Source organism: Pseudomonas sp. S1_G07 (assembly GCF_054668565.1).
Genome location: NZ_CP162778.1, coordinates 3,355,263 through 3,381,738, shown reverse-complemented (window position 1 = coordinate 3,381,738; position 26,476 = coordinate 3,355,263). Strand labels below are relative to the sequence as shown.

Annotated in this window: 18 protein-coding genes, 2 tRNA genes and 6 pseudogenes; 15 read left to right on the top strand and 11 right to left on the bottom strand. The window is 62.5% G+C overall.

The genetic code is table 11. From position 1 onward, the window contains the following. Positions 1–47 precede the first annotated feature (47 nt). Entirely contained in the window at positions 48–1,196 is a 1,149-nt protein-coding gene (locus tag AB4O05_RS15655) for an aldose epimerase family protein (RefSeq protein WP_460136721.1), read from the top strand. 113 nt (positions 1,197–1,309) lie between these two features. Here the strand turns inward: AB4O05_RS15655 and araH are convergent, their stop codons facing one another. The 3 genes from araH to AB4O05_RS15640 all read right to left on the bottom strand — a co-directional run bounded on the left by araH (position 1,310) and on the right by AB4O05_RS15640 (position 4,885). Further along, the gene (gene araH / locus AB4O05_RS15650) at positions 1,310–2,278 is read right to left on the bottom strand and encodes an L-arabinose ABC transporter permease AraH (RefSeq protein WP_460136722.1); all 969 of its coding nucleotides are present in this window, start codon (positions 2,276–2,278) and stop codon (positions 1,310–1,312) included. Between the two features lie 9 nt (positions 2,279–2,287). Further along, positions 2,288–3,817: an L-arabinose ABC transporter ATP-binding protein AraG gene (gene araG / locus AB4O05_RS15645; RefSeq protein WP_460136723.1), complete on the bottom strand. Its 1,530-nt coding sequence runs from the start codon at positions 3,815–3,817 to the stop codon at positions 2,288–2,290. Between the two features lie 63 nt (positions 3,818–3,880). Then, a complete protein-coding gene (locus AB4O05_RS15640; RefSeq protein WP_460136724.1) occupies positions 3,881–4,885 on the bottom strand; it encodes a substrate-binding domain-containing protein in 1,005 nt (334 codons plus the stop codon). A 53-nt stretch (positions 4,886–4,938) separates the two neighbouring features. Between AB4O05_RS15640 and AB4O05_RS15635 the strand changes: the two are divergent. Then, positions 4,939–5,028, top strand: a pseudogene (locus tag AB4O05_RS15635) (outer membrane lipoprotein carrier protein LolA); the annotation flags it as partial. Between the two features lie 11 nt (positions 5,029–5,039). Here AB4O05_RS15635 and AB4O05_RS15630 read toward each other — a convergent pair. The 4 genes and pseudogenes from AB4O05_RS15630 to AB4O05_RS15615 form a co-directional block, all read right to left on the bottom strand. Beyond that, a complete protein-coding gene (locus AB4O05_RS15630) occupies positions 5,040–5,903 on the bottom strand; it encodes an SMP-30/gluconolactonase/LRE family protein (protein WP_460136725.1) in 864 nt (287 codons plus the stop codon). 22 nt (positions 5,904–5,925) lie between these two features. Continuing rightward, entirely contained in the window at positions 5,926–7,506 is a 1,581-nt protein-coding gene (locus AB4O05_RS15625; RefSeq protein WP_460137574.1) for an aldehyde dehydrogenase (NADP(+)), read from the bottom strand. A 96-nt stretch (positions 7,507–7,602) separates the two neighbouring features. After that, a pseudogene (araD1, locus tag AB4O05_RS15620) lies at positions 7,603–8,508 on the bottom strand (AraD1 family protein); the annotation flags it as partial. A 15-nt stretch (positions 8,509–8,523) separates the two neighbouring features. Then, positions 8,524–9,846 (bottom strand): MFS transporter, encoded by a 1,323-nt coding sequence (locus AB4O05_RS15615; protein WP_460136726.1) that lies wholly within the window; start codon positions 9,844–9,846, stop codon positions 8,524–8,526. Between the two features lie 191 nt (positions 9,847–10,037). On the opposite strand from AB4O05_RS15615, the gene AB4O05_RS15610 reads away from it, so the two are divergent. From AB4O05_RS15610 to AB4O05_RS15600, 3 genes are all read left to right on the top strand, one after another. Then, entirely contained in the window at positions 10,038–11,774 is a 1,737-nt protein-coding gene (locus AB4O05_RS15610; protein ID WP_027603618.1) for an IlvD/Edd family dehydratase, read from the top strand. 48 nt (positions 11,775–11,822) lie between these two features. Continuing rightward, the gene (locus AB4O05_RS15605) at positions 11,823–12,545 is read left to right on the top strand and encodes a FadR/GntR family transcriptional regulator (protein ID WP_460136727.1); all 723 of its coding nucleotides are present in this window, start codon (positions 11,823–11,825) and stop codon (positions 12,543–12,545) included. A gap of 208 nt (positions 12,546–12,753) precedes the next feature. After that, positions 12,754–12,826 (top strand) — tRNA-Val (locus AB4O05_RS15600). A 73-nt stretch (positions 12,827–12,899) separates the two neighbouring features. On the opposite strand, the pseudogene AB4O05_RS15595 reads toward AB4O05_RS15600, so the two are convergent. Next, a pseudogene (locus AB4O05_RS15595) lies at positions 12,900–13,269 on the bottom strand (TonB-dependent receptor domain-containing protein); the annotation flags it as partial. Here AB4O05_RS15595 and AB4O05_RS15590 point away from each other — a divergent pair. Next, positions 13,256–13,451, top strand: a pseudogene (locus AB4O05_RS15590) (GntR family transcriptional regulator); the annotation flags it as partial. The pseudogenes AB4O05_RS15595 and AB4O05_RS15590 overlap by 14 nt on opposite strands. A gap of 206 nt (positions 13,452–13,657) precedes the next feature. Next, positions 13,658–13,731: transfer RNA gene (locus AB4O05_RS15585), tRNA-Phe, on the top strand. 102 nt (positions 13,732–13,833) lie between these two features. On the opposite strand, the gene AB4O05_RS15580 is transcribed toward AB4O05_RS15585, so the two are convergent. Next, on the bottom strand, positions 13,834–15,960 hold the full coding sequence (locus AB4O05_RS15580) for a TonB-dependent siderophore receptor (protein ID WP_460136728.1): 2,127 nt from the start codon (positions 15,958–15,960) through the stop codon (positions 13,834–13,836). A 224-nt stretch (positions 15,961–16,184) separates the two neighbouring features. Between AB4O05_RS15580 and AB4O05_RS15575 the strand changes: the two genes are divergently transcribed. The 3 genes and pseudogenes from AB4O05_RS15575 to AB4O05_RS15565 all read left to right on the top strand — a co-directional run. Continuing rightward, positions 16,185–17,075, top strand: coding sequence for a bestrophin family protein (locus AB4O05_RS15575; RefSeq protein WP_460136729.1), 891 nt, complete (start codon positions 16,185–16,187; stop codon positions 17,073–17,075). 142 nt (positions 17,076–17,217) lie between these two features. Then, positions 17,218–18,300 (top strand): annotated as a pseudogene (locus tag AB4O05_RS15570) (HAMP domain-containing protein); the annotation flags it as partial. A 345-nt stretch (positions 18,301–18,645) separates the two neighbouring features. Further along, a pseudogene (locus AB4O05_RS15565) lies at positions 18,646–19,161 on the top strand (methyl-accepting chemotaxis protein); the annotation flags it as partial. 45 nt (positions 19,162–19,206) lie between these two features. Here the strand turns inward: AB4O05_RS15565 and AB4O05_RS15560 are convergent. Beyond that, positions 19,207–20,583 carry an APC family permease gene (locus tag AB4O05_RS15560; RefSeq protein WP_460136730.1) on the bottom strand — a complete coding sequence of 459 codons (1,377 nt, stop codon included), beginning with the start codon at positions 20,581–20,583 and terminating at the stop codon, positions 19,207–19,209. A 138-nt stretch (positions 20,584–20,721) separates the two neighbouring features. On the opposite strand from AB4O05_RS15560, the gene AB4O05_RS15555 reads away from it, so the two are divergent. Both AB4O05_RS15555 and AB4O05_RS15550 read left to right on the top strand, forming a co-directional pair. Then, on the top strand, positions 20,722–21,480 hold the full coding sequence (locus tag AB4O05_RS15555; RefSeq protein ID WP_460136731.1) for a helix-turn-helix transcriptional regulator: 759 nt from the start codon (positions 20,722–20,724) through the stop codon (positions 21,478–21,480). Positions 21,481–21,561: 81 nt separating this feature from the next. Then, positions 21,562–22,452 (top strand): proline iminopeptidase-family hydrolase, encoded by an 891-nt coding sequence (locus AB4O05_RS15550; RefSeq protein WP_460136732.1) that lies wholly within the window; start codon positions 21,562–21,564, stop codon positions 22,450–22,452. Positions 22,453–22,473: 21 nt separating this feature from the next. On the opposite strand, the gene rpiB is transcribed toward AB4O05_RS15550, so the two are convergent. Continuing rightward, positions 22,474–22,959 (bottom strand): ribose 5-phosphate isomerase B, encoded by a 486-nt coding sequence (gene rpiB, locus AB4O05_RS15545; protein ID WP_460136733.1) that lies wholly within the window; start codon positions 22,957–22,959, stop codon positions 22,474–22,476. Between the two features lie 272 nt (positions 22,960–23,231). Between rpiB and AB4O05_RS15540 the strand changes: the two genes are divergently transcribed. From AB4O05_RS15540 to AB4O05_RS15530, 3 genes are read left to right on the top strand one after another with little or no spacing between them, the layout of a single operon-like run. After that, positions 23,232–24,719, top strand: coding sequence for a sugar ABC transporter ATP-binding protein (locus AB4O05_RS15540; protein ID WP_460136734.1), 1,488 nt, complete (start codon positions 23,232–23,234; stop codon positions 24,717–24,719). Next, entirely contained in the window at positions 24,716–25,693 is a 978-nt protein-coding gene (locus tag AB4O05_RS15535; RefSeq protein ID WP_460136735.1) for an ABC transporter permease, read from the top strand. Before AB4O05_RS15540 ends, AB4O05_RS15535 begins: the two co-directional genes overlap by 4 nt. 14 nt (positions 25,694–25,707) lie before the next feature. Further along, complete coding sequence (locus AB4O05_RS15530) at positions 25,708–26,466, top strand: SDR family oxidoreductase (RefSeq protein WP_460136736.1); 759 nt, start codon at positions 25,708–25,710, stop codon at positions 26,464–26,466. Positions 26,467–26,476 lie beyond the last annotated feature (10 nt).

Below are 26,476 nucleotides of genomic sequence, written 5' to 3'. Positions count from 1 at the left end.
CTATTAGTAGAACTATTCCACTCAAAACAACAAAAGGAAGTTCGACCATGAAGCACCCTCGATACCTGCTCTCGGGCCTTGCCATGTCCATGCTGATTGCCAGCGGCGGCGCCCAGGCGGCGGGGCTCACCAGCGAGCACAAAGCTTTCGGTAAAACCAACGACGGCACGCCCGTCGAACAGTACATCCTGCGTAACAGCCATGGCATGCAAGCCACGGTGATCACCTACGGCGGCGTGTTGCAGTCGCTCAAAGTGCCGGACAAACACGGCAAGGTCGACGATGTGGTGCTCGGCTTCGACGACGTACAGGGCTACCAGGCCGGCACGGCGTTTTTCGGCGCAACCATCGGCCGCTTCGGCAACCGCCTGGCCGGGGGCGCCTTTGAACTCGACGGCAAACGCTACCAGGTGCCGCTCAACGATGGCCCCAACGCCTTGCATGGCGGCGCCCAGGGCTTCGACAAGCAGGTGTGGAAAGCCGAGTCGGTCAAGGACAAGGACTCGGTCGGCGTGAAACTGAGCTACCTGTCCAAGGACGGCGAGATGGGTTTCCCCGGCAACCTGCAAACCGTGGTCACCTACCGCCTCAACGACAAGAACGAATTGCACATCGACTACGCGGCCACCACCGACAAACCGACGGTGCTCAACCTCACCAACCACAGCTACTTCAACCTGGCCGGCGCGGGTAACGGCGACATCCTCAAGCAGGTTGCCACCTTGCACGCCAGCCACTACACGCCGGTCAATGCAACGTTGATCCCTACCGGCGAACTGGCGCCGGTCAAGGGCACGCCGATGGACTTCCTCAAACCTACGCCGATCGGCCAGCACATCAAGGACGATCACCCGCAGCTCAAATTCGCCGAACCGAAGCAAGGCGGGTTTGACTTCAACTGGGCGCTGGACACCAAAGGCAACGTGAAACAGCTTGCCGCCGAGGTGCATGACCCCGCGTCGGGCCGGCGCTTGCAGCTCTACACCAGCGAACCGGGGGTGCAGTTCTATACCAGCAACTTCCTCGATGGTTCGGTGAAGGGCAAAGGCGGCAAGACCTACCTGCACTGGAGCGGGTTTACCTTGGAAACCCAGCACTTTCCGGATGCGCCCAACCAGCCAAGCTTTGCTTCAACCCGCTTGAACCCTGGGCAGACCTACACCCAGAACACCGTCTTCAAGTTCAGCGCCAATTAAACCGTAGGAGCTGGCTTGCCTGCGAAAGCGATGTATCAGTCAAAGATGCATTGACTGATACACCGCTTTCGCGAGCAAGCCCGCTCCCACATTTAGCCCTCACAGGGCATGACTTAGCGTTGTTTCATGCGGTCGATAATCACCGCCAGCAACAGGATCGAACCGCGGATCACGTACTGATAAAACGTGTCGATGTTCTTCAGGTTCATCGCGTTCTCGATGATCGCCAGGATCAGCACCCCGGCAATCACATGGCGGATCATGCCGATCCCGCCGCTCAACGACACCCCGCCCAGCACGCACGCCGAGATCACCGTAAGTTCGAAGCCCTGGCCGATCATCGGTTGGCCCGAGGTCATGCGCGAGGCGAGGATCACCCCGGCCAGTGCGCCGATCAGGCCGTGCACGGCAAAGATGATGATCTTGGTGCGATCAACGTTCACCCCGGCCAGCAGCGCCGCTTCCGGGTTGCCGCCGATGGCCATGGTGTTGCGCCCGTAGGTGGTGTAGTTGAGCAGCCAGCCGAAAAACAGGAAGCACAGGATGGTGATCAGGATCGGCACCGGCACGCCAAACAGCTGGCCGTTACCGAAGATGAAGAATTGATCCTGGGACACGCCCACCGCTTTGCCGTCGGCAAAAATGTAGGCCAGGCCGCGCACGATCTGCATGGTCGCCAAGGTGGTGATCAGCGCGTTGACCCGCAGTTTGGCAATCACGATGCCGTTGATCAGCCCGACGATCAGGCCCATCAGCAGCGCCGCGCCGATACCCAGCATCACGCTCTCGGTGTCGCGCATCACAATCGCCGCGACCACGCCGGCGCAGGCGATCACCGAGCCCACCGACAAGTCGAAGTGCCCCGAGGCCAGGCAGAACAGCATGGTGCAGGCGGCGATGCCCACGGTGGAAATCGCCAGGCCCAGGCCGCGCATGTTCAACGGCGAGAGGAAGTTGTCGATCAGCAAGGCGCACAGGACAAAAATGCTCACCGCCGCCAGCAGCATCGCCCAGTTGTCGAGCAGCGCGCGTATATCGAGGGGTTTGCGTGCGCTCGGCAACGCGTTGTTTTGAGTATTCATGGTCGTCTCTCAGTTCGTCACGCGGCGCGGCAAGGCCAGCTGCAGCAGGTTGGATTCAGTGGCATGTTCACGCAGTTGCTCGCCACGCAGGGTGCCTTCGCACAGCACCAGGATGCGGTCGGAGATGCCCATCACTTCCATCAGGTCGCTGGACACCACAATCACCGCAATGCCCTGGGCCGCCAGGTTGTGGATGATCTGGTAGATCTCCGACTTGGCGCCGATATCGATGCCCCGTGTCGGTTCATCCAGCAGCAGCACCTTCATCGGCATCGACAGCCAGCGACCGAGAATGGCCTTTTGCTGGTTGCCGCCGGACAGGTACATGATCTTCTGCGCGGCGTTCGGGGTTTTGACTTTCATCGCCTGGATCTGCTGCTCGGCGTTGCCCGTTTCCCAGCGGTCGCGCAGCAGCCAGCCGAACGCGGAATGTGCACCCCGCGCGCTGATGTTGATGTTTTCGGCGACGCTGGACAGCGGGATGATGCCTTCCTTCTTGCGGTCCTCGGGGCACAGCAGCACACCGGCAGCGATGGCATCGCGCGGTGAGCGCAGGTGCAGCGGCTCGCCACACAATGCCAGGCTGCCGGCGCTGGCGCGCTCCAGGCCACTGAGCAGGCGCAGCAGCTCGGTGCGCCCGGCCCCCACCAGCCCGAACAGGCCAAGGACTTCACCTTTGCGCACCTCGAAACTGACCGGCTCACGCAGGCCAGGGCCGAGCAGGCCGTCGACCTTGAGCGCCACCTCGCCGTGTTCACGCGGGCGGTAGTCGTAGATGTCCTGGATATCGCGGCCGACCATGCAGGTCACCAACTGGTCGTGGGTCAACGCGCTCATGTCGTCGAAGGTGCGCACGTAGCGGCCGTCCTTGAACACTGTCACCGCGTTGCAGATGCGGAACACCTCTTCCATGCGGTGCGACACGTACAGCACCACTTTGCCCTCATCGCGCAGGCGCGTGATGATCGCCATCAGCCGGTCGATCTCGCGCGCCGACAGACTGCTGGTGGGTTCGTCGAAGGCAATCACATGGGCGCCACGGGACAGCGCCTTGGCGATTTCCACCAGTTGGCGCTGGCCCAGGGACAGGCGCCCGAGTTTTTCCTGCGGGTCGATTTCATCGGCCAGGCCCTTGAGGCAGGCCAGGGCCTGCTTGCGCAGCAGGCCCCGGTTGACCACACCAAAGCGCGCCGGCAAGTGCCCGAGAAACAGGTTCTCGGCCACGGTCATTTCCGGCACCAGGTGCAGTTCCTGGTGGATCACCGCCACGCCGCTGGCGATGCTGTCGGCAGCGCATTTGAAGGCCATGGTCTGCGCGCCGATCTGCACCGTGCCGCTGCTGGGGATATAGGCACCGCCCAATATCTTCAGCAGCGTCGACTTGCCCGCGCCGTTCTCGCCCATCAGCGCATGCACCTGCCCTGGGTGGGCGCTGAAGCTGATGCCATCCAGCGCCTTGACCCCGGGGAAGGTTTTGCCGATACCGTCAAACCGCAGACTGGCCCCGGTCGTATGTTGTTCATTGACTTGCGCGTGCATAACCACCTCATCACACCGATCAGGCAGCCCTGTTACCAGGGCTGCCGAGGAAAGCGAACCGCCTTACTTCCACAGACCGATCTTTTCCAGTTCCTGCTTGAAGTTCTCACGGGTGATCAGCGTCACTTCATCCATGGCTGTGTACTTCGGTGGTTCGGTGCCCTTGGTCACCCACTCGTACATCATCTCCGCCGTTTTGCGGCCTTCGATATGCGGGCTTGGCAGCATCGAGCCGAAGAAGCCGCTGTTGGCTTTCTTCAATTCGCCGATGGCGTCGGTGCCGTTGATGCCGATGCCGATCACGTTGGCGGCGGCAAAGCCGGCACTTTCAGTGGCGCGCACGCCGCCGAGCACGGTGTTGTCGTTCATGCCACCGATGATCAGGTTTTTCGCGCCGCGCGGCAGTTTGACCAGGGCCGAGTTGACGGAGTCCATGCTGCCGGGGACGTCGAGGGTTTTCAGCGGGGCGGTGAGGATGTGATCTTTAGGAATGCCAGCCTCTTCCAGGGACTTGATCGAACCGTCGGTGCGCTTCTTGCCGGTATCGAGTTCATTGAAGGTGCTGACCACCGCGTAGGTCTCCTTCCAGTCCCAGCCACGCTTCTTCGCTTCGGCGGCCATGGCGGCGCCTTGCTTCTGGCCCACTTCGAAGGCGGCCATGCCCAGGTACGGCACGTCTTCCATGAAGTTGCCCTTGGCATCGACGAAACGGTCGTCCACCGCCATGACCTTCATGCCGTTGAGCTTGGCCTTGGCGACGATGGCCGGGCCGAGGGACACATCCGGCGGGCAGATCACGAAGCCCTTGGCGCCGTTGGCGGCCAGGCTGTCGATGGCCGAGAGGGTTTTCTCGCCATCGGGCACGGCGATCTTGATCAGTTCGAAACCCTTGTCCTTGGCGGCTTTTTCGGCAAAGGCCCACTCAGTCTGGAACCACGGTTCTTCAGCCTGCTTGACCAGAAAGCCGATTTTCACTGTATCAGCGGCCAGCAACAGCCCGCTCAAGCTCATGCTCGACACCGCGACAGCGGCGCAGCACAGGGAACGGATACCACGACGACGATTCATACGGGTGACTCCTTGTTGTTGTTTTTTGTTTGCTGTTTTTTGTAGAAGCGAGCTTGCTCGCGAAAAACGTTAACGATGACGCGTACATCCTGAATGCACGCGGCGCGCTCAGGCTTTTCGCGAGCAAGCTCGCTCCTACAGTGAAGCGGTGCAGCTAACCGGCAAAGCGATGGCAAGGCTTGCCAGGTACATCAACATCAATGGCCAGCACGGCACCGTCCAAGGGGTGATCCAAAGGACTGGCCGCACTGGTGATAAACAAGGTGGTGAGGTTGGGCCCACCGAATACGCAACTGGTGGGGCGGCTGACGGGCAGTTCGATGATGCGGTCCACCTCGCCTGCGGGCGTCAGGCGCAGCAGGCAGCCGCCGTCCCAGCGGGCGTTCCAGATATAGCCTTCAACATCCATCGCCGAACCGTCCGGGCCGCCTCGCGTGTGCGGCCCGAACCATACCTGGGCCGGCGCGAGCTGGCCGTCGGCTTGGATCGAATGCTGATAGAGCGTGGCGTCCAGGCTGTCGCCGAAATGCACCTGGCTCCCCTCCTCGTTCCAGAGCAGGGTGTTGGGAATGCCCAGGCCGCTCAGCAACGGCGTGACCTGTCCATCGGCATCGATGCGAAACAGGCCGCCGGAGCGTCGGGTAATCGGCAGGTCTTCGCCGTGTTCGCCGATATTGTTTTGCATGGTGCCCAGCCACAGGCGGCCCTGGGCATCACAGCGCGCCTCATTGCCGCGGTTGCCCGCTTGCGGGTCGGCCACGCACAACAACGTCAAGGCCTCGGTGGCCAGGTCCAGGCGGTAGACACCGCTGCTCAAGGTCACCAGTGCATCACCGCTTTCACACGGGATAAACGCCGAGACATGCTCGGGCAACTGCCAGATGCGCAATTGCCCGCCCATCAGGCGCAGCGCCTGCTTGCCGGCGATGTTGACCCAATACAGCGCCTGGGTCGGCACATCCCAGAACGGGCCTTCGCCCAACTGGGCACGGTGTGAAGTGACTGCGATCACCGACATGACGCCTCCTGAGGGTGGTTTTTTACAGCGCGTCACGGGACGGCGTGCCATCCACCAGCCGCTGGATACGCAACGGGTTGGCGTTTTTCAACGCATCGGGCAGCAGGCTATCAGGGTAGTTCTGGAAGCACACCGGGCGCAGGAAACGATCGATGGCCAAGGTGCCGACCGAGGTGCCACGGGCATCGGAGGTCGCCGGGTACGGGCCGCCATGCACCATCGAGTCGCAGACTTCCACGCCGGTCGGGTAACCGTTGAGCAGGATGCGCCCGACTTTCTGTTCCAGCAGCGGCGTGAGTTCGGCGAACTGCTGAAAGTCTGCCGGCTCGCCGATGATCGTCGCGGTCAGTTGACCGTGCAGGCCGTGCAAGGCGGCGCTGAGCTGGGCCTGGTCGGCGACTTCGACAAACACCGTAGTAGGGCCGAACACTTCTTCCTGCAGCGCCTCATCGCCGTTGATCAGCAAGCTGGCATCGGCTTTGAACAGCTGCGGCTGTGCCTGATTACCGGATTGGGCAGTGCCCGCCAGGTGCTGGATGCCAGGGTGCGCCAGCAGTTTTGCCAGGCCCTTGCCATAGCTGCTCAAGGTGCCGGCGTTGAGCATGGTCTGCGCCGGTTGCGCGCCGATCAATTGCGCCACCTGCTGGGTGAACGCAGTGAATTCAGGCGAGGCAATGCCGATCACCAGGCCAGGGTTGGTGCAGAACTGGCCGCAGCCTTGCACCACCGAGGCGGTGAGGTCGCGGGCAACGGTTTCGGCTCGAGCCTGCAAGGCCTGGGGCAACACGATCACCGGGTTGATGCTCGACATCTCGGCAAACACCGGGATCGGCTGCGGGCGTGCCGCTGCCATGTCACACAGGGCGCGGCCGCCTTTGAGCGAACCGGTAAAGCCCACGGCCTGGATGGCCGGGTGCTTGACCAGCGCCTCACCGACACCGCCACCGAAGATCATATTGAACACACCGGCCGGCATCTCGGTCGACTCGGCCGCGCGGATGATTGCGTTGGCGACCTGTTCAGCCGTGGCCATATGCCCGCTGTGGGCCTTGAACACCACGGGGCAACCGGCGGCCAGCGCGGCGGCGGTGTCGCCCCCCGCCGTGGAAAACGCCAGGGGGAAATTACTTGCGCCGAACACGGCGACCGGGCCCAGGCCGATGCGGTATTGGCGCAGGTCCGGGCGTGGCAGCGGTTGGCGATCCGGCAGCGCTTTGTCGATCCGTGCGCCATAGAAATCACCACGGCGCAGCACCGTGGCGAACAGGCGCATCTGACCGCTGGTACGCCCGCGCTCGCCTTTGATACGCGCGGCAGGCAACGCTGTTTCGCGGCACACCAGTTCGACGAAGTTATCGCTCAGCGCATCCAGCTCATCGGCGATTGCGTCCAGGAACTGCGCACGGCGCGCGGCGCTCAGGGCGCGGTACGCCGGGTAAGCCTGGGCGGCAGCGTTGGCGGCGGCGTCGACTTCCTGCGGGGTGGCCTGGTAGAAATCCTGAGGCAGGGCTTCGCCGGTGCTGGCGTCGACGCTTTGCAGCTTGACGCTACCGTTGGCACTGCGCTGGCCGCCGATGAAATTGTGGCCGAGGAACTGGGTCATGTGGTTCTCCTTAAAGGGGGTGACTTGGCCGGGTTCGAATGCCGCATCAACGCTGCCGACACTGTTGACCAGCGGCGCGCCGAATTCGGCTTGGCAGATCTCGAACACATCGCCCGGTTGGGTACGTATACCGTCGGCGAATGACAGTGTGGCGGTGCCGAAAAAGTGGATGTGCACATCGCCCGGCTTGAGGAACTGGCTGTATTTGAAGTGGTGGTATTCGAGGTTTTCCAGGCTGTGGCACATATTGGCCTCGCCACTGAGGAATTCGTTCCGCCAGATTTCCTCACCATTGCGCAGGATACGGCTGGTGCCCGCCAAATGCTGGGGCAAATCGCCCACGCGCAGTTCCGGGCCATAGCTGCAGCTGCGCAGTTTGGAGTGGGCCAGGTACAGGTAGTTCTTGCGCTCCATCACATGGTCGGAGAATTCATTGCCCACCGCGAAGCCCAGGCGATAAGGCTTGCCGTCGTGGCCGATCACATACAGGCCGCCGATTTCCGGTTCTTCACCGGCGTCTTCGGCAAATGGCGGCACCGGAAAGGCCTGGCCTGGGCGCACGACGATGCTGCCGTCGCCCTTGTAGAACCACTCCGGTTGCACACCGGCCTGGCCGGCGGCGGGCTTGCCGCCCTCCACGCCCCACTTGAAGATGCGCATGGTGTCGGTCATGGCGCTGTCGTCGCCGGCCTGCTGGTGCATCTTGTCGCGGGCCGAAGCGCTGCCCAGGTGGGTCAGGCCGGTGCCGCTGATCAGCATGTGTGCCGGGTCCGGGTGGTCCAGCGGTGGCAGGATTTTCTGTTCGGCCAGCAGCGCGGCGTAGTCATGGCTGTCGCCCAGGCCCAGGGTTTCGACCTGCTGCTGCAACTTGACGCCCGCCTCGATGGCGGCCAGCGCCAGTTCGCGCACGCTGCATGCGCTCAGCACTTCGCGCAATGTGGCGCCTTGTACAACGCCGACCCGGCGTTCACCGTTGCTTAACTCGAACTGAACTAAACGCATGAAACTTCTCCCAGATTAAGTACGTGTGGCGCCACGGGCGCTGGCGGCGAATTGATCGGCGGGGAGCACATGCCTGCGCTCCAGCAGGCGGTAGACCACGAAGGTCAAGACCAGCCCGAACACCATGACCGCAGACAGGAAGTACAAGCCCGAAGCCAGGTTGCCGGTGTATTCCTTGAGCGCGCCGATCACGAACGGGCCGATATAGCCGCCGAGGTTGCCCACCGAGTTGATCAGCGCAATGCCCGCCGCTGCACTGGCGCCGGCAAAGAACCGCCCCGGCAGGGTCCAGAACACCGCCGTGCAGGAAAACATTGCAAACGCCGCCAGGCACAGCGCGGCCATTTGCAGCACCGGCACACTCAGCCAGGCACTGAAGAACAAGCCGATGGCACCCAGCACATAGAGCACCGCCAGGTGGCCGTAGCGATCGTTCAAACGGTCGGAACTGCGCGGGATGATCAGCAGGCCGATGATGCCGAAGATGTAGGGCACGGCGGAGATAAAGCCGGTGGTGAGGTCGCTGCCGCCGAACTGCTTGATCAGGGTCGGCAGCCACAGGCCGAGGCCATAGATGCTCAGGGTCACCGGCAGGTAGAACAGCGCCAGCAGCAATACGCGTTTGTCCTTGAGGGCATGCAGCGGGTTGCCGTGGCGGGTCTGGCCGTAGGCTTGCAGGTCCTTGGCCAGCTCATCGGTGAGCCAGGTTTTTTCCGCTTCGCTCATCCACTTGACCTGCTTCGGACCATCCGGCAGGTAACGCAGCACCGGCCAGGTCAACAGGATCGCCGGGGTGCCGATCACGATAAACAGCCACTGCCAGCCGTGCAGGCCGAGGATGCCATCCATGCCCAGCAGGCCACCGGACACCGGGCCGGTGATCATCATTGCAATGGGTTGGGAGAGAATGAACAGCCCGAGGATCTTGCCGCGATGGCGCACCGGGAACCATTGGGTGATGTAGTACAGCACCCCTGGAAAGAAGCCGGCTTCGGCCGCGCCGAGCAGGAAGCGCATCACATAGAAGCTGTGCGGCCCCTGTACGAACGCCATGCCGATGGTGATGGCGCCCCAGGTAATCATAATGCGCGCGAACCAGCGCCGCGCGCCGAAGCGGTCGAGCATCAGGTTACTGGGGATCTCGAACAGGAAATAACCAATGAAGAACAACCCCGCACCCAGGCCGTAGGCCGCGTCACCGATGCCGACGTCGGCGCCCATGTGCAGCTTGGCGAAACCCACGGCGGAACGATCCACGTAGGCGATCAGGTACAGCAGGATCAGGAACGGAATCAGTTTCAGCGTGATGCGCCGGATAAGCCGCAATTCCTCGCTCATGGGGGTCGATCTCCGATTGTTGTTCTTATAGGAATCGGGGACGCCTCTCGCGGAAATCCGCCAGGGCCGTACCTCAGTTGAGATTGACTATATAGTAGTACTATTTACGAAACAACACTTCCAAATGGAAGATTTTGCGCTTATGTTTAGCCGCAGAGAGAACATATAGTCATACAATAAGAGAATCGATCATGTCTGATAAAAAGCCCGGCCTACGCTCCGCCCAGTGGTTTGGTACCGCCGACAAGAACGGCTTCATGTACCGCAGCTGGATGAAGAACCAGGGCATTGCCGACCATCAGTTCCATGGCAAGCCGATCATCGGCATCTGCAACACCTGGTCGGAACTGACGCCATGCAACGCGCATTTCCGCCAGATCGCCGAACACGTCAAGCGCGGCGTGATCGAGGCCGGCGGCTTTCCGGTGGAGTTCCCGGTGTTCTCCAACGGCGAATCCAACCTGCGCCCCACCGCCATGCTCACCCGCAACCTGGCGAGCATGGACGTGGAGGAAGCCATTCGCGGCAACCCCATCGACGGCGTGGTATTGCTGACCGGCTGCGACAAGACCACCCCGGCCCTGCTGATGGGCGCCGCCAGCTGTGACGTGCCGGCGATCGTGGTCACCGGCGGGCCGATGCTCAACGGCAAGCACAAGGGCCAGGACATTGGCTCGGGCACCGTGGTGTGGCAGCTCAGCGAGCAGGTCAAGGCCGGCACCATTACCCTGGACGACTTCCTCGCGGCCGAGGGTGGCATGTCGCGTTCGGCGGGCACCTGCAACACCATGGGCACCGCATCGACCATGGCGTGCATGGCCGAGGCACTCGGCACCTCCCTGCCCCACAACGCGGCGATCCCGGCGGTGGATGCACGGCGCTATGTGCTGGCGCACATGTCCGGCATGCGCGCGGTGGAGATGGTGCGCGAAGACTTGAAGCTGTCGAAGATCCTCACCAAGGAGGCGTTTGAAAACGCGATTCGCGTGAACGCGGCCATCGGCGGTTCGACCAACGCGGTGATCCACCTCAAGGCCATTGCCGGGCGCATCGGCGTCGAGCTGGACCTGGACGACTGGACCCGCATCGGTCGCGGCATGCCGACCATTGTCGACCTGCAACCGTCGGGGCGCTTCCTGATGGAAGAGTTCTACTACGCCGGCGGCCTGCCCGCCGTGCTGCGTCGCCTCGGCGAAGCCAACCTGATCCCGCACCCGAATGCCTTGACCGTCAACGGCAAGACCCTGGGCGAGAACACCAAGGACTCGCCGATCTATGGCCAGGACGAAGTGATCCGCACCCTCGACAACCCGATCCGCGCCGACGGCGGCATTTGCGTGCTGCGCGGCAACCTCGCCCCATTAGGTGCCGTGCTCAAGCCTTCGGCGGCCAGCGCCGAGCTGATGCAGCATCGCGGCCGCGCGGTGGTGTTCGAAAACTTCGACATGTACAAGGCGCGCATCAACGACCCGGAGCTGGATGTGGACGCCAATTCGATCCTGGTCATGAAGAACTGCGGCCCCAAGGGTTACCCAGGCATGGCCGAAGTCGGCAACATGGGCTTGCCGGCCAAGCTGCTGGCCCAGGGCGTGACCGACATGGTGCGGATTTCCGATGCACGCATGAGCGGCACGGCATATGGCACCGTAGTGTTGCACGTAGCGCCGGAAGCCGCTGCGGGCGGGCCGTTGGCCACGGTGAAGGAAGGTGACTGGATCGAACTGGACTGCGCCAATGGCCGTTTGCACCTGGACATCCCCGATGCAGAGCTGGCGGCGCGCATGGCCGACCTTAAACCGCCGCAGAACCTGATCGTCGGCGGCTACCGCCAGCTGTACATCGACCATGTGTTGCAGGCGGACCAGGGTTGCGACTTTGACTTCCTGGTAGGTTGCCGTGGGGCTGAAGTCCCCCGTCATTCCCACTAATTGGGATGCTATGATGCCGCGAATTTAAGCCAGAGCATCCCTGTCGTTATGGATCACCAGCCGCCCAAGCCACGCAAGAGCATGCATGCCCAGATCGTTCAGGACTTGGGCATGCACATCGTTTCCGGTCGCTTCAAGCCCGAAGAAAGACTGCCCATGGAGGCCACGCTCTGCGAGGAGTACAAGGTCAGCCGCTCGGTGCTGCGCGAGGCCACCCGCGTGCTCAGCGCCAAGGGCCTGGTGTATTCCAAACCGCGCGTGGGTGCCGTGGTACGGCCACGCTTGAAATGGCACCTGCTCGACCCGGACGTGTTGTCCTGGCTGATGCAGTCCACACCCCATAGCGAGTTCTTCAATACCCTGGCCGGCGTGCGGCGCATCCTGGAACCGGAAATCGCCGCCATGGCCGCAAGCACGGCCACCGACGAAGACATCGCCACCATCGAAAAAGCCTACCGAGGCATGGAAACCGCGAAGACCCACGAAGACCTGTTGCAGGCCGACCTGGACTTCCACCGCGCCATCGCCGACGCCACGCGCAACGATTTGCTCGCCTACATGTGCAACATGCTGTCGTTGCCGCTGCGCGAGTCGATCAACATCACCAACCGCCGCCCGGATATCCAGGGCCTGAGCCTGCCCCGGCACAAGGCGATCCTCACCGCGATCCAGAACCGCGACGCGCTGGGTGCGCGGCATGCTTCGCTGGTGCAACTGGATGACACGCGGGTGGCGTTGGATACGGTGATGAATGTACTGACGCCGCTTTAAAACGGGCCGAAGGCACATAGGGGCGGTTTTCCCCAAGCGTGCCTTAAGCTGCATTTTGTTATTGAAGTAATGCCAATTAATGCTAAAAAACTGTCATTTCTAACAGTATCCCCCGCGCAAGCCACTGGGCATTATGGAGACGTCAAGCGAAGCTCGTGACCCATTCGCTGAAATAGGGTGATTTGATCTTCGAGCGACTTTGTAACTTGCTCCAGTAGCGCAGTGGTATGCGCGCCACCTGAACACGGTGGAGGTCGGTGGTTCGAACCCATCCTGGAGCACCCTTTGCCAAAGGGCTGGACCTATGAAGTCCAGCCCTTACGCTATCAGGTAAGTCCCCCCAATAATCGTAGGCAACCCGCTCCCACGCCTGGCTCTAAGCAGGCTGAAGCTGTTGCGCGGGTGTTGGCCTGGCGCGTTCCGGTACACACCGCAGTATCCTTGGTCACTTCGGCATCCACGTAGGCATAGCCGCCGATCATCCGTCACTCAGGCGTCAGGTTACCGGCCACGTTCAGGTCAAAACCGCGGCTGCGCACCTGGCCCGTCGCAACATTGAACGCTGAGTCGACGGGGTCGACGCCCTGGACGTTTTTCTTGTCGATCTGGTGATCGCCGCGTCGACACTCAACTGTTTGTCCAGCGCTTCCCATTTCACGCCCATCTCATAGGATTTGCCCTTCTCCGGCTCGAACCCGCCACCTTCGCGGCTGGCGTTGCCGCTGCGCGAGTCGATCAACATCACCAACCGTCGCCCGGACATCCAGGGCCTGAGCCTGCCCCGGCACAAGGCGATCCTCACCGCGATCCAGAACCGCGACGGGTGCGCGGCATGCGTCGCTGGTGCAACTGGATGACACGCGGGTGGCGTTGGATACGGTGATGAATGTACTGACGCCGCTTTAAAACGGGCCGAAGGCACATAGGGGCGGTTTTCCCCAAGCGTGCCTTAAGCTGCATTTGTTATTGAAGTAATGCCAATTAATGCTAAAAAACTGTCATTTATAACAGTATCCCCCGCGCAAGCCACTGGGCATTATGGAGACGTCAAGCGAAGCTCGTGACCCGTGCACTGAATAGGGTGACTTGATCTTCGAGCGGCTTTGTAACTTGCTCCAGTAGCACAGCGGGAGATGCGCCACCTGAAACATGGTGGAGGTCGGTGGTTCAAACCCATCCTGGAGCACCCTTTGCCAAAGGGCTGGACCTATGAAGTCCAGCCCTTACGCTATCAGGTACCCCCCCCCCATAATCGTAGGCAAACCCGCTCCCACGCCTGGCTCTGCACTTACAGCGTGTAGGAAATGCCCACCTGCACGGTACGCGGGGCGCCTGGATAGGCGTAGAAGTTCAGGAACGAGCCCTCGTCGTACTCACGATTGAACAGGTTCTTCACATCGAGGTTGAGCCTTACGTTTTCGTTGACCTTGTAGTAACCGAGCAGGTCGACCACGGTGTAGGCGTCCATGGTGAACGTGGCATTGTTGGTCTGCCCGGCACGATCAGCGACGTACTTTCCACCGGCGCCAAGACCCAGGCCCTTGAGTGCGCCGTCCTGGAACTCATACACGTTAAGCAGGCTGAAGCTGTTGCGCGGGATGTTGGCCAGGCGCGTTCCGGTGCGCACCGTAGTGTCCTTGGTCACTTCGGCATCCACGTAGGCATAGCCGCCGATCATCCGCCACTCAGGCGTCAGGTTACCGGCCACGTTCAGGTCAAAACCGCGGCTGCGCACCTGGCCCGTTGCGACGCTGAACGCGGAGTTGACCGGGTCGACGCCCTGGACGTTTTTCTTGTCGATCTGGTAGATCGCCGCGTCGACGCTCAACTGTTTGTCCAGCGCTTCCCATTTCACGCCCATCTCATAGGATTTGCCCTTTTCCGGTTCGAACCCGCCGCCTTGGCGGCTGGCGCCGGTATTGGGCTTGAAGGAACGCGCGGCGTCGGCGTAGATCGCGACGGTGTCGGTGAGGTCATACATCACGCCGACTCGCGGGGTCACGGCGTTGTCTGCGGCTTGCCAGGGTTTGACCCCGGTCACATAGCTTTCGTAGTCATGCTCGAAACGCTCAAAGCGCGCACCCGCCAGCACTTTCAACCGATCGGTCAGTGCCACTTGATCCTGGACGAAGGCCGCGTAGGTCTTGAGGTTTTCCTTGTCGTGGGTCGGCGTGCGGGTGAGTGCCGGACGTGGCTGGCCATAGACCGGGTTGAAGATATCGATCGGGAACGCAGCACTGGAACGCTGGATGATCGACTTGTAATCGTAATTTTCGTATTCGATACCGGTCAGCAGGGTGTGCTCCAGGCCGCCAGTGGAGAAGTGCCCGGTCAGGTTGAGCTGGTAGTCCTGGTCGGTCCAGTCCAGCTTGCGGTAGTTGAAGTTGCGTTGCAGGGTGCGCCCGTCGACTCCCAGGCTGCTGGCGTTGTTTGCCTCCACCCCATTGCCCTTCATTGTGCCATCCAACCATTGGAACCCGCCGCCCAAGGTCCAGTTGTCGTTGAGCATATGCTCGAAGCGCAACTGCGCCATGTTGTTATCGTTGTGCAGGTCGCCGGCGTATTTTTCGCCCCAGAACGTGTCGCGCGACGGCGTGCCGCGCTGGTTGGCGAAGCGGGTCAGGCCGCGATCCAGCGGGTGGTTGTTACGCATGAAGTCGCCTTCGAAGATCACCTTGGTGTCATCGCTGGCCTGCCAGGTGATCACCGGGCTCACGCCGTAGCGTTCAGTCGAGACATGGTCGCGAAAGGTATCGCCGCCCTCGCCCACCACATTCAGGCGATACGCCAGGCGCCCTTCGTCATCCAGCGGGCCGGAGGCATCCAGGGTGCCGCGCTTCATGCCTTGATCATCCAACTGGCTGCCCAATGTGACCGTGCGTTCGGTCAGGGGCTGTTTGGAGACGATGTTGAAGGTACCGCCAGGATCGCCACGGCCGTACAGCAGAGTTGCCGGGCCGCGCAGCACTTCGAGGCGCTCGATGGTGTTGGCATCCGGCATGCTCGGGTAACCACGGTTGACGGGGAACCCATTGCGATAAAACTCTGCAGTGGTAAAGCCACGCACGGTGAAATTGGTCAGCCCCTGCCCGCCAAAGTTATTTGCCCGCCCCACGCCGCCGGCATAGTCGAGGGCATCTTGCAGGCGGGTGGCACCAATGTCCTCGACCACGTCCTTGGACACCACGCTGATGGACTGCGGGGTTTCGTGGATCGAGGTGTCGGTGCGCGTCGCACTCGCTGAACGTGTGGCGTGATACCCCTTGACCGGCCCCTGAGCCGTCTCATAGTCGGCGGTGCCGGTGATGCTGGTGGCTTGCAACTCAATGCCGGTGTGTTCAACCGGCTCGACTTCAGCCCAACTGAAAGGTGAAAACGCCTGCAGCACGCAAATTGAAATCAGGGTACGACGCATGAAGGATGAACCTAATGAATGAGCCAAATGGGACGGCAGATCTGCCAGAAATTCGGCGGGATGTTATACCAAACCATTCCCACTTGATATGTATTCTCATTCATTCTTTTTCGTGTATCCGCTTTGTACAAGCCTTAAACGTTTCAGTCCCTGGACGAACCTTCCTCCTCAACCGGCGTCCGAGCTAAGGCACTGTTGCTTACCGCTCGCCACGAGGTTGTCGTTTGAAAGCCGCCATCATCAAAAAATACCGCCTGATCATCAAAACCATGGGTTACGTAGGCTGGGCACTGTTCTGGCTGTTGCTCTGGGACGTCGCCGTGACGGTGGATTTCATGCTGTTTCTCACCGCCAAGATCAACCTGCCGCTGATGCCGCTCACCCTGCTGGGGTCGGCGTTGGTGGTATTGATCAGTTTTCGTAACAGCAGCGCCTATAACCGCTGGTGGGAAGCGCGCACCCTGTGGGGCGCGATGGTCAATAACTCGCGCAGTTTTGCGCGCCAGGTGCTGACCCTGCTCGACGATCCCGGCAGCGAAGTGAACCCGGTCAAAGCCACCCTGCTGCGCCGCCACGTGGCCTATGTGAATTGCCTGGCCGCCCACCTCAAGGGCGAGCCGTGCCCCGAAGAAGTCCGCGCGTTTATCCCGGGCGAGGAATTTGCCCGTAACGGCGCCACCAATAACTTCGCCAACGACATCCTCACCGGCTCGGCGGCGCTGCTGGCCCGGGAATACAAGGCCGGGCACCTGGACAGCATTCGCCTGGCGCGGCTGGAGTCGACCCTGGTAGACCTGTCCAACGCCCAAGGCGGCATGGAACGTATCGCCAACACGCCACTGCCCTACCCTTACGTGTATTTCCCACGGCTGTTTATCTCGCTGTTCTGCCTGATCGTCCCGGTAGGTCTGGTGGAATCTTTGGGCTGGTTCACGCCGCTGGCTTCCACGGTGGTGGGTTTCATGCTGCTGGCCATCGAACGCATCGGCACCGACCTGCAAAGCCCGTTTCACTCCAGCGAACATCAGATCCAGATGGAAGCCATCTGCGAAACCATCGAGAAAAACCTGCAATCGATGCAGCGCGATGCGCTGGGTAGCGACCGTATCGGTTAAACAACGCCTGCGCCCTCAAGTGCTTGCCCCCACGGTCGATATACAGGGGTATGCATGGGCCCCATTCCTTCACAACAACACATGCGGCGTTCAGCACTAGCGTTTCTCCTTGCCAAAACTATAAATACCCGCAGGTGAAGTCATGAATATCAAGCAGAAGTTGACCTGGGCGTTCGCCGCTATCGCCTGCCTTCCGGTCATCCTGGTAGCGGTGTTGGTCGTGCTGAATCTGCGCGAGGGGGCCCTGGCCAATTTCCTCGACAGCAGCGGCCGCGAAATACGCCAGATCGACAATGGCATGAAGCAGTTTTTCGACGGCATCAGCCAGAACGTCGACTTTGTGGCCAAGGACCCGCGCGTTGTCGCGGCCAAGGACCTCAAGAGCTACGCCAGCGCCGACGCCGCGCAAATCCCCCTTACACCCACCAATAAAGAACTGTTGGCGATTTTCGACCAGTTCGCCAAAAGCCATCCCAGCACCGCCTACCTGTCGTTGGGCCTGAGCGACGGCGGCTACGCCAGCTGGCCGGACGACACCAAACTGACCAACTACGACCCGCGCGTGCGCCCCTGGTACAAGGCCGCCATCGCCGCACCGGGCGCCACCGTGCGCACCAGCGCCTATTACTGGGCGCCGGACGATGTGGTGCTGATCGGCACGGTGCACACGGTGGCCGACGCCACTGGCAACATACTGGGCGTGGTCGGCCTGGACGTGTCGCTCAAGCAGCTCACCGAACTGGTGCGCAACATCAAGCTCGGCGACAGCGGCTACCTGATGCTGGTGGAAGCCAACGGCAACGTGCTGGTCGACCCCAGCGACGCCAAGCACAACTTCAAACCCCTGGCCGACCTGGGCCCTAACTACGCCGAACTGGCCAAGCGCGGCGACGGCGTGACCCAGATCGACATCGACGGCGTGGCCTATATGGCCAACGTGGTCAGCTCCAAAGACCTGGGCTGGCGCTTTATCGGCCTGATCAAACGCGATGAAGTCATGGCCGGCGCCACCCGCCTGACCTGGTTGATCGCCGCCATCGCCGCGGCACTGGCCGTGGTCTTCGCCATCGTCGGCGCCAGCTTCGCCCGCGTCATCGTGCGCCCGATCCGTGGCGTGGCCGACGGCCTGCAAGAGATCGCCGAAGGTGAAGGCGACCTCACGCGCCAACTCAAGGTGCAAGGCAAGGACGAAACCGCCAGCCTGGCCGGTTGGTTCAACCAGTTCCTGGGCATGATCGCCCAACTGGTGCAGCGCATCGGCAATGCCTCCTCCGACCTGCAGAGCGCCGCCGCCGATACCAGCGAAGTGGCCAACAACATGAACCAGGCCGCCGGGCGCCAGCGCGAAGCCGTAGAACTGGTGAGCACCGCGTTCAACGAAATGGTGGCCACCGCCAACGAAGTGGCACGCTCCTGCAGCGCCGCCGCCTCGAGTGCCGACGCCGGCTACCGTGACGTACACGACGGCCAGCAGCACATCGGCGAAGCCACCGGCAGCGTGCTCAAGCTCAGCGAAGACCTGCAAAAGTCGACCCAGACCATGCAGTTGCTGGAGCAGGACAGCCAGAACATCAACACCATCCTCGACACCATCCGCTCGATCGCCGAACAGACCAACCTGCTGGCGCTCAACGCCGCGATCGAAGCCGCGCGCGCCGGCGACCAGGGTCGCGGTTTTGCCGTGGTGGCCGACGAGGTCCGCGCCCTGGCGCGCCGCACCGCCGACTCCACCGGCGAAATCGACAGCCTGCTTGGCAACCTCGCCCGCCGCACCCAGGAAGTCACCCAGCAGATGCAAAGCAGCCTGCTGGTGTCGCAAACCAGCGTGGAACGCATCCAGCAGGCCCGCGACAGCTTCGATAAGATCCAAGGCTCGGTGGACTCGATCCGCGACCAGAACACCCAGATCGCCACCGCCGCCGAGGAACAGCACCAGGTGGCCGAGGAGATCAACCGCCACATCGCGCAGATCCATGCCGATGCGCAACTGGTCGAAGGTTTTGCCCACTCGGCGCAGACCGGGTCCGGGCGGTTGACGGATATTTCCGGGCAGCTCAAGGGCTTGGTGGGACGGTTCAAGTTCTAGCCTGGCACCGAGGCGGTGACCCCATCACCGCCTCCGCCGCTCAACCTACACAGACTCCACCTTGAGTTCAGTCGACCGCCCGGTCGCCTTGAAGAACATCAGCACCGCGATCCCCAGCGCAATCCAGCAGGCCCCGCCGATCTTGGCGTAGCTGTCGGAATTGACCAGCACGTAGCTGATGATCACAAAGCCGATCAACGGCACCAGCCCATGCACCAGCCAGCGACCGGCACCGCGGTAGTGCCAGGCCACGGCCACATGAAGCAGCAGGAAGGCGCTCAGCGCACCAAAGTTGCACATCGACGCCAGCAGGTTGATCTGCCCGACGAAGAACAGGCCCAGCACCAGGCTCAAGCCCGCCACCAGCAACGTGGCGCGTTGTGGAACGCCGGTGACCGGATGCACCTGGGCAAGAAAACCCGGCAATTGACGGTCCCGCGCCATGGCAAACAGTAACCGCGAGGTCGCGGCCTGGGCCACCAGGGAGTTGGCAATGGCCGCGCCGATCGCCACGGCCAGCGCGATCACGACTTGCAGCCAGGGCCCGGCGACCAGCCGGCCGATGTCGTAGAACGCATTGTTGGACGCATCGGCATCCGGGTACTGGATCAGGTTGGGTTGCAACAGCGCCGCCAACCAGGTTTGCACCATGAACAGCGCCGCCACCAGGGTCAGCGCCCATAGGGTCGCGCGGCCCACGGCGCGGCTGCCGCCACGGGTTTCTTCCGACAGCGTGGAAATCGCGTCAAAGCCCAGGAACGACAACACCGCCACCGACAGCGCGCTGAAGATCAACGGCATGGAAAACTCGGCCGGGTTGTACAGCGGCTTCATTGTCCAGCTCGCGCCGTTGACGCCCTGGTTGATGGCAATCACGGCCAGCACCACAAACACCAGCAGCACCACCAGTTGCCCATACAGGAACAGGCGGTTGGCGCGCGCGGTGGTCTGGATGCCACGCAGGTTCACCAGCGTATTCACCACCACGAAAAACACGATCCACACCGGTTGCGACACCCCGGGGAACACGTTGGCCATGGCGTTGGCGCCGATCACATAGAGCAAGGTCGGCACCAACAGGTAATCAAGCAGGATCGCCCAGCCCGCCAGAAAGCCCGCCTGGCTGTTCAGCCCACGCCCGACATACGCATACACCGAACCGGCCACGGGGAACGCGTGGGACATCTGCTGGTAACTGATCGCGGTAAACAACATGGCGACAAACCCGATCAGGTAGGTGAGCGGGACCATGCCGTGGCTGGCGTCGAACACGCCACCGAAGATCGAGAACGGCGCCAGCGGCACCATGAACACCATGCCGTAGATCAGCAGGTCGCCCAGGCTGAGCTGACGCTTGAGTTGTTGGGTATATCCGAAACGCGCCAGCTCCGCGCTGCCGCCGGGTGTGGGGGTGTCGATCATAAAGGCGCTCCGCAAGGATTGAACAGAAGCCTCACTCTAGGGCGACGCCAGCGTAGGCTCTATCCTGAAAAGTACTAGGTTTTGCCATTGGCAGAGTGTTTGCTACAGAAAGCGCGCACCCCACCGCCCGGAGGCGCCATGCACACCGACCTGATGACATTCAGCGAGCAACTCGCCCACCTGCCCAGCCTTGATGCCTGCCTGGCCCATGTCCAGCAAGCCACCAATGGGCTGGGCTTCAAGACGCTGATCTATGACTACGCGCCGGTGCCCGTCAGCCACGAGGGCGCCCTGATCACCCCATCGGTGTTCAAGGCCTTGAACGCGCCCGGCGACATGCACACGCTGTGGTGCGAGCACGGCTATTACCAGATCGACCCGGTGCAGCAATGCGCGGCGCGGCGCACCACGCCATTCGTGTGGTCGTTCGGCACCGGCACCCACTGGAATGGCGCCCTCACCGACGCCCATCGCCCGGTCGCCCACTACATTCGCGACTACGGCCTGAGCACCGGGCTGACCGTGCCCCTGCATTTACCGGATGGCGGCTTTGCCACCCTCACCGCGATTGTCGATGGCACCCCGGCGGACGCCGAGCAACAGGCCCGGCGCAACCTCGGTGAGCTGCTGGTGCTGGCCCACACCTTCCAGGCCCAGGCCAGTGAATTGCTGGCGCCAGCCGAGCGTTGCTGCGCCCACATTCATCTCACCCGTCGCGAACGCGAGTGCCTGCAGCATTCGGCCAAGGGGCTGTCGGCCAAAGGCATCGCCGCCGCACTCAACCGCTCCGAGGCCACGGTCAACCTGCACCTGATCGCCGCCGCGCGCAAACTGGGCGCACGCAACCGCGTAGAAGCCGTGGCGCGCGGCCTGCATTACCGCCTGGTCAACGTCTGAGAACCTAGCATTTTTGCCAGTGCCCTTAGCCGCGCAGTTTTACTAGCCTGTACCTCATCGATCCCCAATGAGGTACACAGCATGCAGGTTCGCGAAGGTTATGCCGATTTCCGTGGCCATCGGACATGGTTCCGCGTCACGGGCGACTTGAAATCAGGGCGCCTGCCCTTGATCGTTGCCCACGGCGGCCCCGGTTGCACCCACGACTATGTCGACAGTTTCAAGGACCTGGCCAGCACCGGCCGCGCGGTGGTGCACTACGACCAGTTGGGTAACGGCCGCTCCACCCACTTGCCCGATGCGCCGACGGATTTCTGGACCGTGCAGGTGTTTCTCGCCGAGCTGGATAACCTGATCGCCCACCTGGATATCGGCGACTACGCATTACTGGGCCAATCCTGGGGCGGCATGCTGGGGGCCGAACATGCGGTGCGCCAACCGGCCGGCCTTAAGGCGCTGATCATCGCCAACTCCCCGGCGTCCATGGCGCTGTGGTGCGAGGCGGCCAATGAACTGCGCCAGGCGCTGCCGGCCGACGTCCAAGCCACCTTGCAACGGCACGAGGACGCGGGCACCACCGACAGCGCCGAGTACCGCTCCGCCTCCGATGTGTTTTACGCGCGCCATGTATGCCGCGTGCAGCCGATGCCCGCCGAGGTGGCACGCACCTTTGCCGCCATCGATGCAGACCCCACCGTGTACCACGCCATGAATGGCCCCACCGAGTTCCATGTGATCGGCAGCATGCGCAACTGGAGCATCATCGAGCGCCTGCCGCGTATCCAGGTGCCCACGCTGCTGATCTCGGGGCGCTTCGACGAAGCCACCCCGGCGACGCTGCAGCCATTTGCCGACGGCATCGGCGATGTGCAATGGCAGATTTTCGAGCACTCCAGCCATATGCCCCACGTGGAAGAGCGCGAGGCGTGCATGGCCTGCGTGGCGGCGTTTCTTGAACAGCGCCTGGGCTGACAAAGCGGGTGATGCGCGGACTCAGTCGTCGGCGGGCGGCAAGGCCCGGTTGGCCTGCTCGAGCGCGGCAATGCGCTCGACCTTTGCCCCGGAACGCTCCGCCTCGAACTCCGAGGTCAGGAACACTTTAACGATGCTTTTGGCCAGCTCGGGGCCGATCACCCGTGCGCCGATGGACAGGATCTGCGCATCGTTGCTTTTGCGCGCGCGTTCGGCCGAATAGGTGTCATGGGCCTGCGCCGCCCGCACTCCCTTGATCTTGTTGGCGGAAATCGCCATGCCGATGCCGGTGCCGCAAATCAATACACCCAGGCGCTGCTCACCGGCGCCCACCGCCGTCGCCACCGCCACCGCAATATCGGGGTACAACACCGGGCTGGACGAGTAGCAACCAAAGTCCTGCGTGCGGTAACCCAAGGTTTCGATATACCCCTTGAGCAGCTCCTTGAGCTCAAAACCGGCCTCATCACAACCGATGGCCACTGAAAACAATGTGTGTGCCCCCATTACTCTTCCTCCACGGCCATTGCAGGACGCATGAAAATGATCAGATGATCACCAACTGAAATTATGCACAAACATTAGCGAACGACCAGTAGGAGCCTGTCAAGCCTTATTTAAGCGGAAAGTCCCGCACAGACCGACTTAAACCGCAGATCCGCGAGACGCTCAACCATCTAACCATTGACAAATTAAGCGCAATCAGTTTAAACATATGATCACTGCTCGATCATATGATCAGATAAATCTAATAAGAAAATCAGCAAGAGGACACACCAATGGCCACGCCATTACTGCTCCAGGCTGAACATATTTCCAAAGCCTACGCGGGGGTCCCTGCCCTGCGAGACGGGCGCCTCTCCCTGCGAGCCGGCAGCGTGCACGCCCTGTGCGGCGGCAATGGCGCCGGCAAATCCACCTTTCTCAGCATCCTCATGGGTATCACCCAACGCGATGCCGGCAGCATTTTGCTCAACGGCCGGCCGGTGCAATTCGACCGCCCCAGCGCCGCGCTGGCCGCCGGCGTGGCGATGATCACCCAGGAGCTGGAACCCATCCCCTATATGACCGTGGCCGAAAACATCTGGCTGGGCCGCGAACCGCGCCGGGCCGGCTGCATTGTCGACAGCAAGGAACTGAACCGGCGCACCCGCGAGCTGCTGCATAGCCTGGAGTTCGACGTCGACGCCACCAGCCCGATGCACCGCCTGAGCGTGGCGCAGATCCAACTGGTGGAGATTGCCAAGGCGTTCAGCCATGACTGCCAGGTGATGATCATGGATGAGCCGACCTCGGCCATCGGCGAGCGTGAAACCGACACCCTGTTCAAGGCGATCCGCCGCCTCACTGCCCGTGGCGCAGGGATCATCTATGTGTCGCACCGCCTCAGCGAGCTGGCGCGGATCGCCGATGACTACAGCATCTTGCGTGACGGCGCCTTTGTGGAAAGCGGGCGCATGGCCGATATCGACCGCGCCCACCTGGTGCGCGGCATCGTCGGCCAGGAGCTGCAACGCATCGACCACAAGGTCGGCCGCGAATGCGCGGCCCACACCTGCCTGGAGGTCAGCGGCCTGAGCCGCCGCGGCGAGTTCCAGGACATCAGCCTGCACCTGCGCCGGGGCGAGATCCTCGGTATCTACGGGCTGATGGGCTCAGGGCGCAGCGAGTTCCTCAACTGCCTGTACGGCCTCACCGTGCCGGACGCCGGCAGCGCCACGCTGCAAGGCCAGCCCCTGCCCGTCGGCGCTCCGGCGGCGGCAATTCGCGCCGGCCTGTCGCTGATCACTGAAGACCGCAAAGACAGCGGCCTGGTGCTCAGCGCCAGCATCCTGGCGAATATCGCGCTCTCGGCGTACCGGCAATTGTCGAGCTGGTCGGTGATCAATAGGCGCAAGGAAACCGCCCTGGCGCAAAGCCTGGTCAAGCGCCTGCAGATCAAAGTGTCGTCCCTGGAGCTGCCGGTGGCCTCCATGAGCGGCGGCAACCAGCAGAAAGTGGTGCTCGCCAAATGCCTGTCCACCCAGCCGATCTGCCTGCTCTGCGACGAGCCCACACGCGGGATCGACGAGGGCGCCAAGCAGGAGATCTACCACCTGCTGGATGAGTTCGTGCGGGCCGGCGGCGCCGCCATCGTGGTCTCGTCCGAGGCGCCGGAGCTGCTGCACCTGAGTGACCGCATCGCCGTATTCAAAGGCGGCCGGCTGGTGACCGTCAGCACCGACACCGCCCTTTCCCAGGAAGCCTTGTTGAGTCTTGCCTCATGAATAGCAAAGTCATTGCAGCCCCTGTCGCCGCCCCACCGCGCAACCGCCTGCGCCTGTCCCTCGATCGTTTCGGCCTGCCGCTGGTGTTTCTCCTGCTGTGCGGGGTGCTGGCGTTTTCCAGCGAATACTTCATGACCTGGCGCAACTGGATGGACATCCTGCGCCAGACCTCGATCAACGGCATTCTGGCCGTGGGCATGACCTACGTGATCCTGACCAAGGGCATCGACCTGTCGGTGGGCTCGATCCTGGCCTTCGCCGGTTTGTGCAGCGCGCTGGTCGCCACCCAGGGCCATGGCCTGCTGGCGGCGGTGAGCGCGGGGATGTTTGCCGGGGCCATGCTCGGCGTGGTCAACGGCTTTATGGTCGCCAACCTGTCGATCCCGCCCTTTGTCGCCACCCTGGGCATGCTCAGCGTGGCCCGGGGCATGACCTTTATCCTCAACGATGGCAGCCCGGTCACCGACCTGCCGGACGCTTTCCTGGCCATGGGCATCGGCAAGCTGGGCCCTGTCGGCATCCCGATCATTATCTTTGCCGTGGTGGCGCTGCTGTTCTGGATGGTGCTGCGCTACACCACTTACGGCCGTTACGTATATGCGGTGGGCGGCAACGAAAAAAGCGCGCGCACCTCCGGCATCGGCGTGCGCAAGGTCACGTTCTCGGTGTATGTGATTTCCGGCCTGCTGGCCGGCCTGGCCGGCGTGGTGCTGGCGGCGCGCACCACCTCGGCGCTGCCCCAGGCGGGGGTGTCCTATGAGCTGGACGCGATCGCCGCCGTGGTGATCGGCGGTACCAGCCTGTCCGGCGGCACCGGCAGCATTGTCGGCACACTGTTCGGCGCGCTGCTGATCGGTGTGATCAACAACGGCTTGAACCTGCTCGGGGTGTCTTCGTATTACCAACAAGTGGCCAAGGGCTTGATCATCGTGCTGGCGGTGTTGATCGATGTCTGGCGCAAGAAAAAACGCTAAGTGGAGTGTGTGCAATGTCCAATTTCTGGAACCAGGCGTTCGACCTCACCGGCCGTTGCGCCGTGATCACCGGCGGCGCTGCCGGCATCGGCCTGGCCTGCGCCAGCCTGCTGGTGGAACGCGGCGCCAAGGTGGCCTTGCTGGACCGCGACCCGGCCGCGGTGGAGGTGGCCGCCGGCCTGGGCCCTGGCAATCTCGGCGTGGTCGCCGACCTGCGCCGGCTCGACTCGCTGCAGGCAGCGCTCGACCAGGCCGCCGCGCAACTGGGGCGCATCGATTACCTGGTCAACAGCGCCGGGGTCGCGCTGCTGGACAAGGCCCTCGAGGTCAGCGAAGACGCCTGGGACACCACCCTGGGTATCAACCTCAAGGCCAGTTTCTTCATGGCCCAGGCCTGTGCCCGCCATATGATCGAGCAAGGCGGCGGGCGCATCGTCAACCTGGCCTCCCAAGCCGCCGTGATCGGCCTGGACCGTCACGTGGCCTATTGCGCGAGCAAGGCCGCGGTGGTCGGCATGACCAAGGTACTGGCCATGGAATGGGCGCCCCATGGCATCAACGTCAACGCGGTGTCACCGACCATTGTCGAAACCGCCCTGGGCAAAAAGGCCTGGGCCGGCGAGCTGGGGGAACGGGCCAAGCGCCAGATCCCGGTCGGGCGCTTCGCCCAGCCCGAGGAAATCGCCGGGCTGGTGCTCTACCTGGTCAGCGACGCGGCCAAGATGATCACCGGCGAAAACGTGGTGATCGACGGTGGCTACAGCATTCAGTAACCAGGCTTCT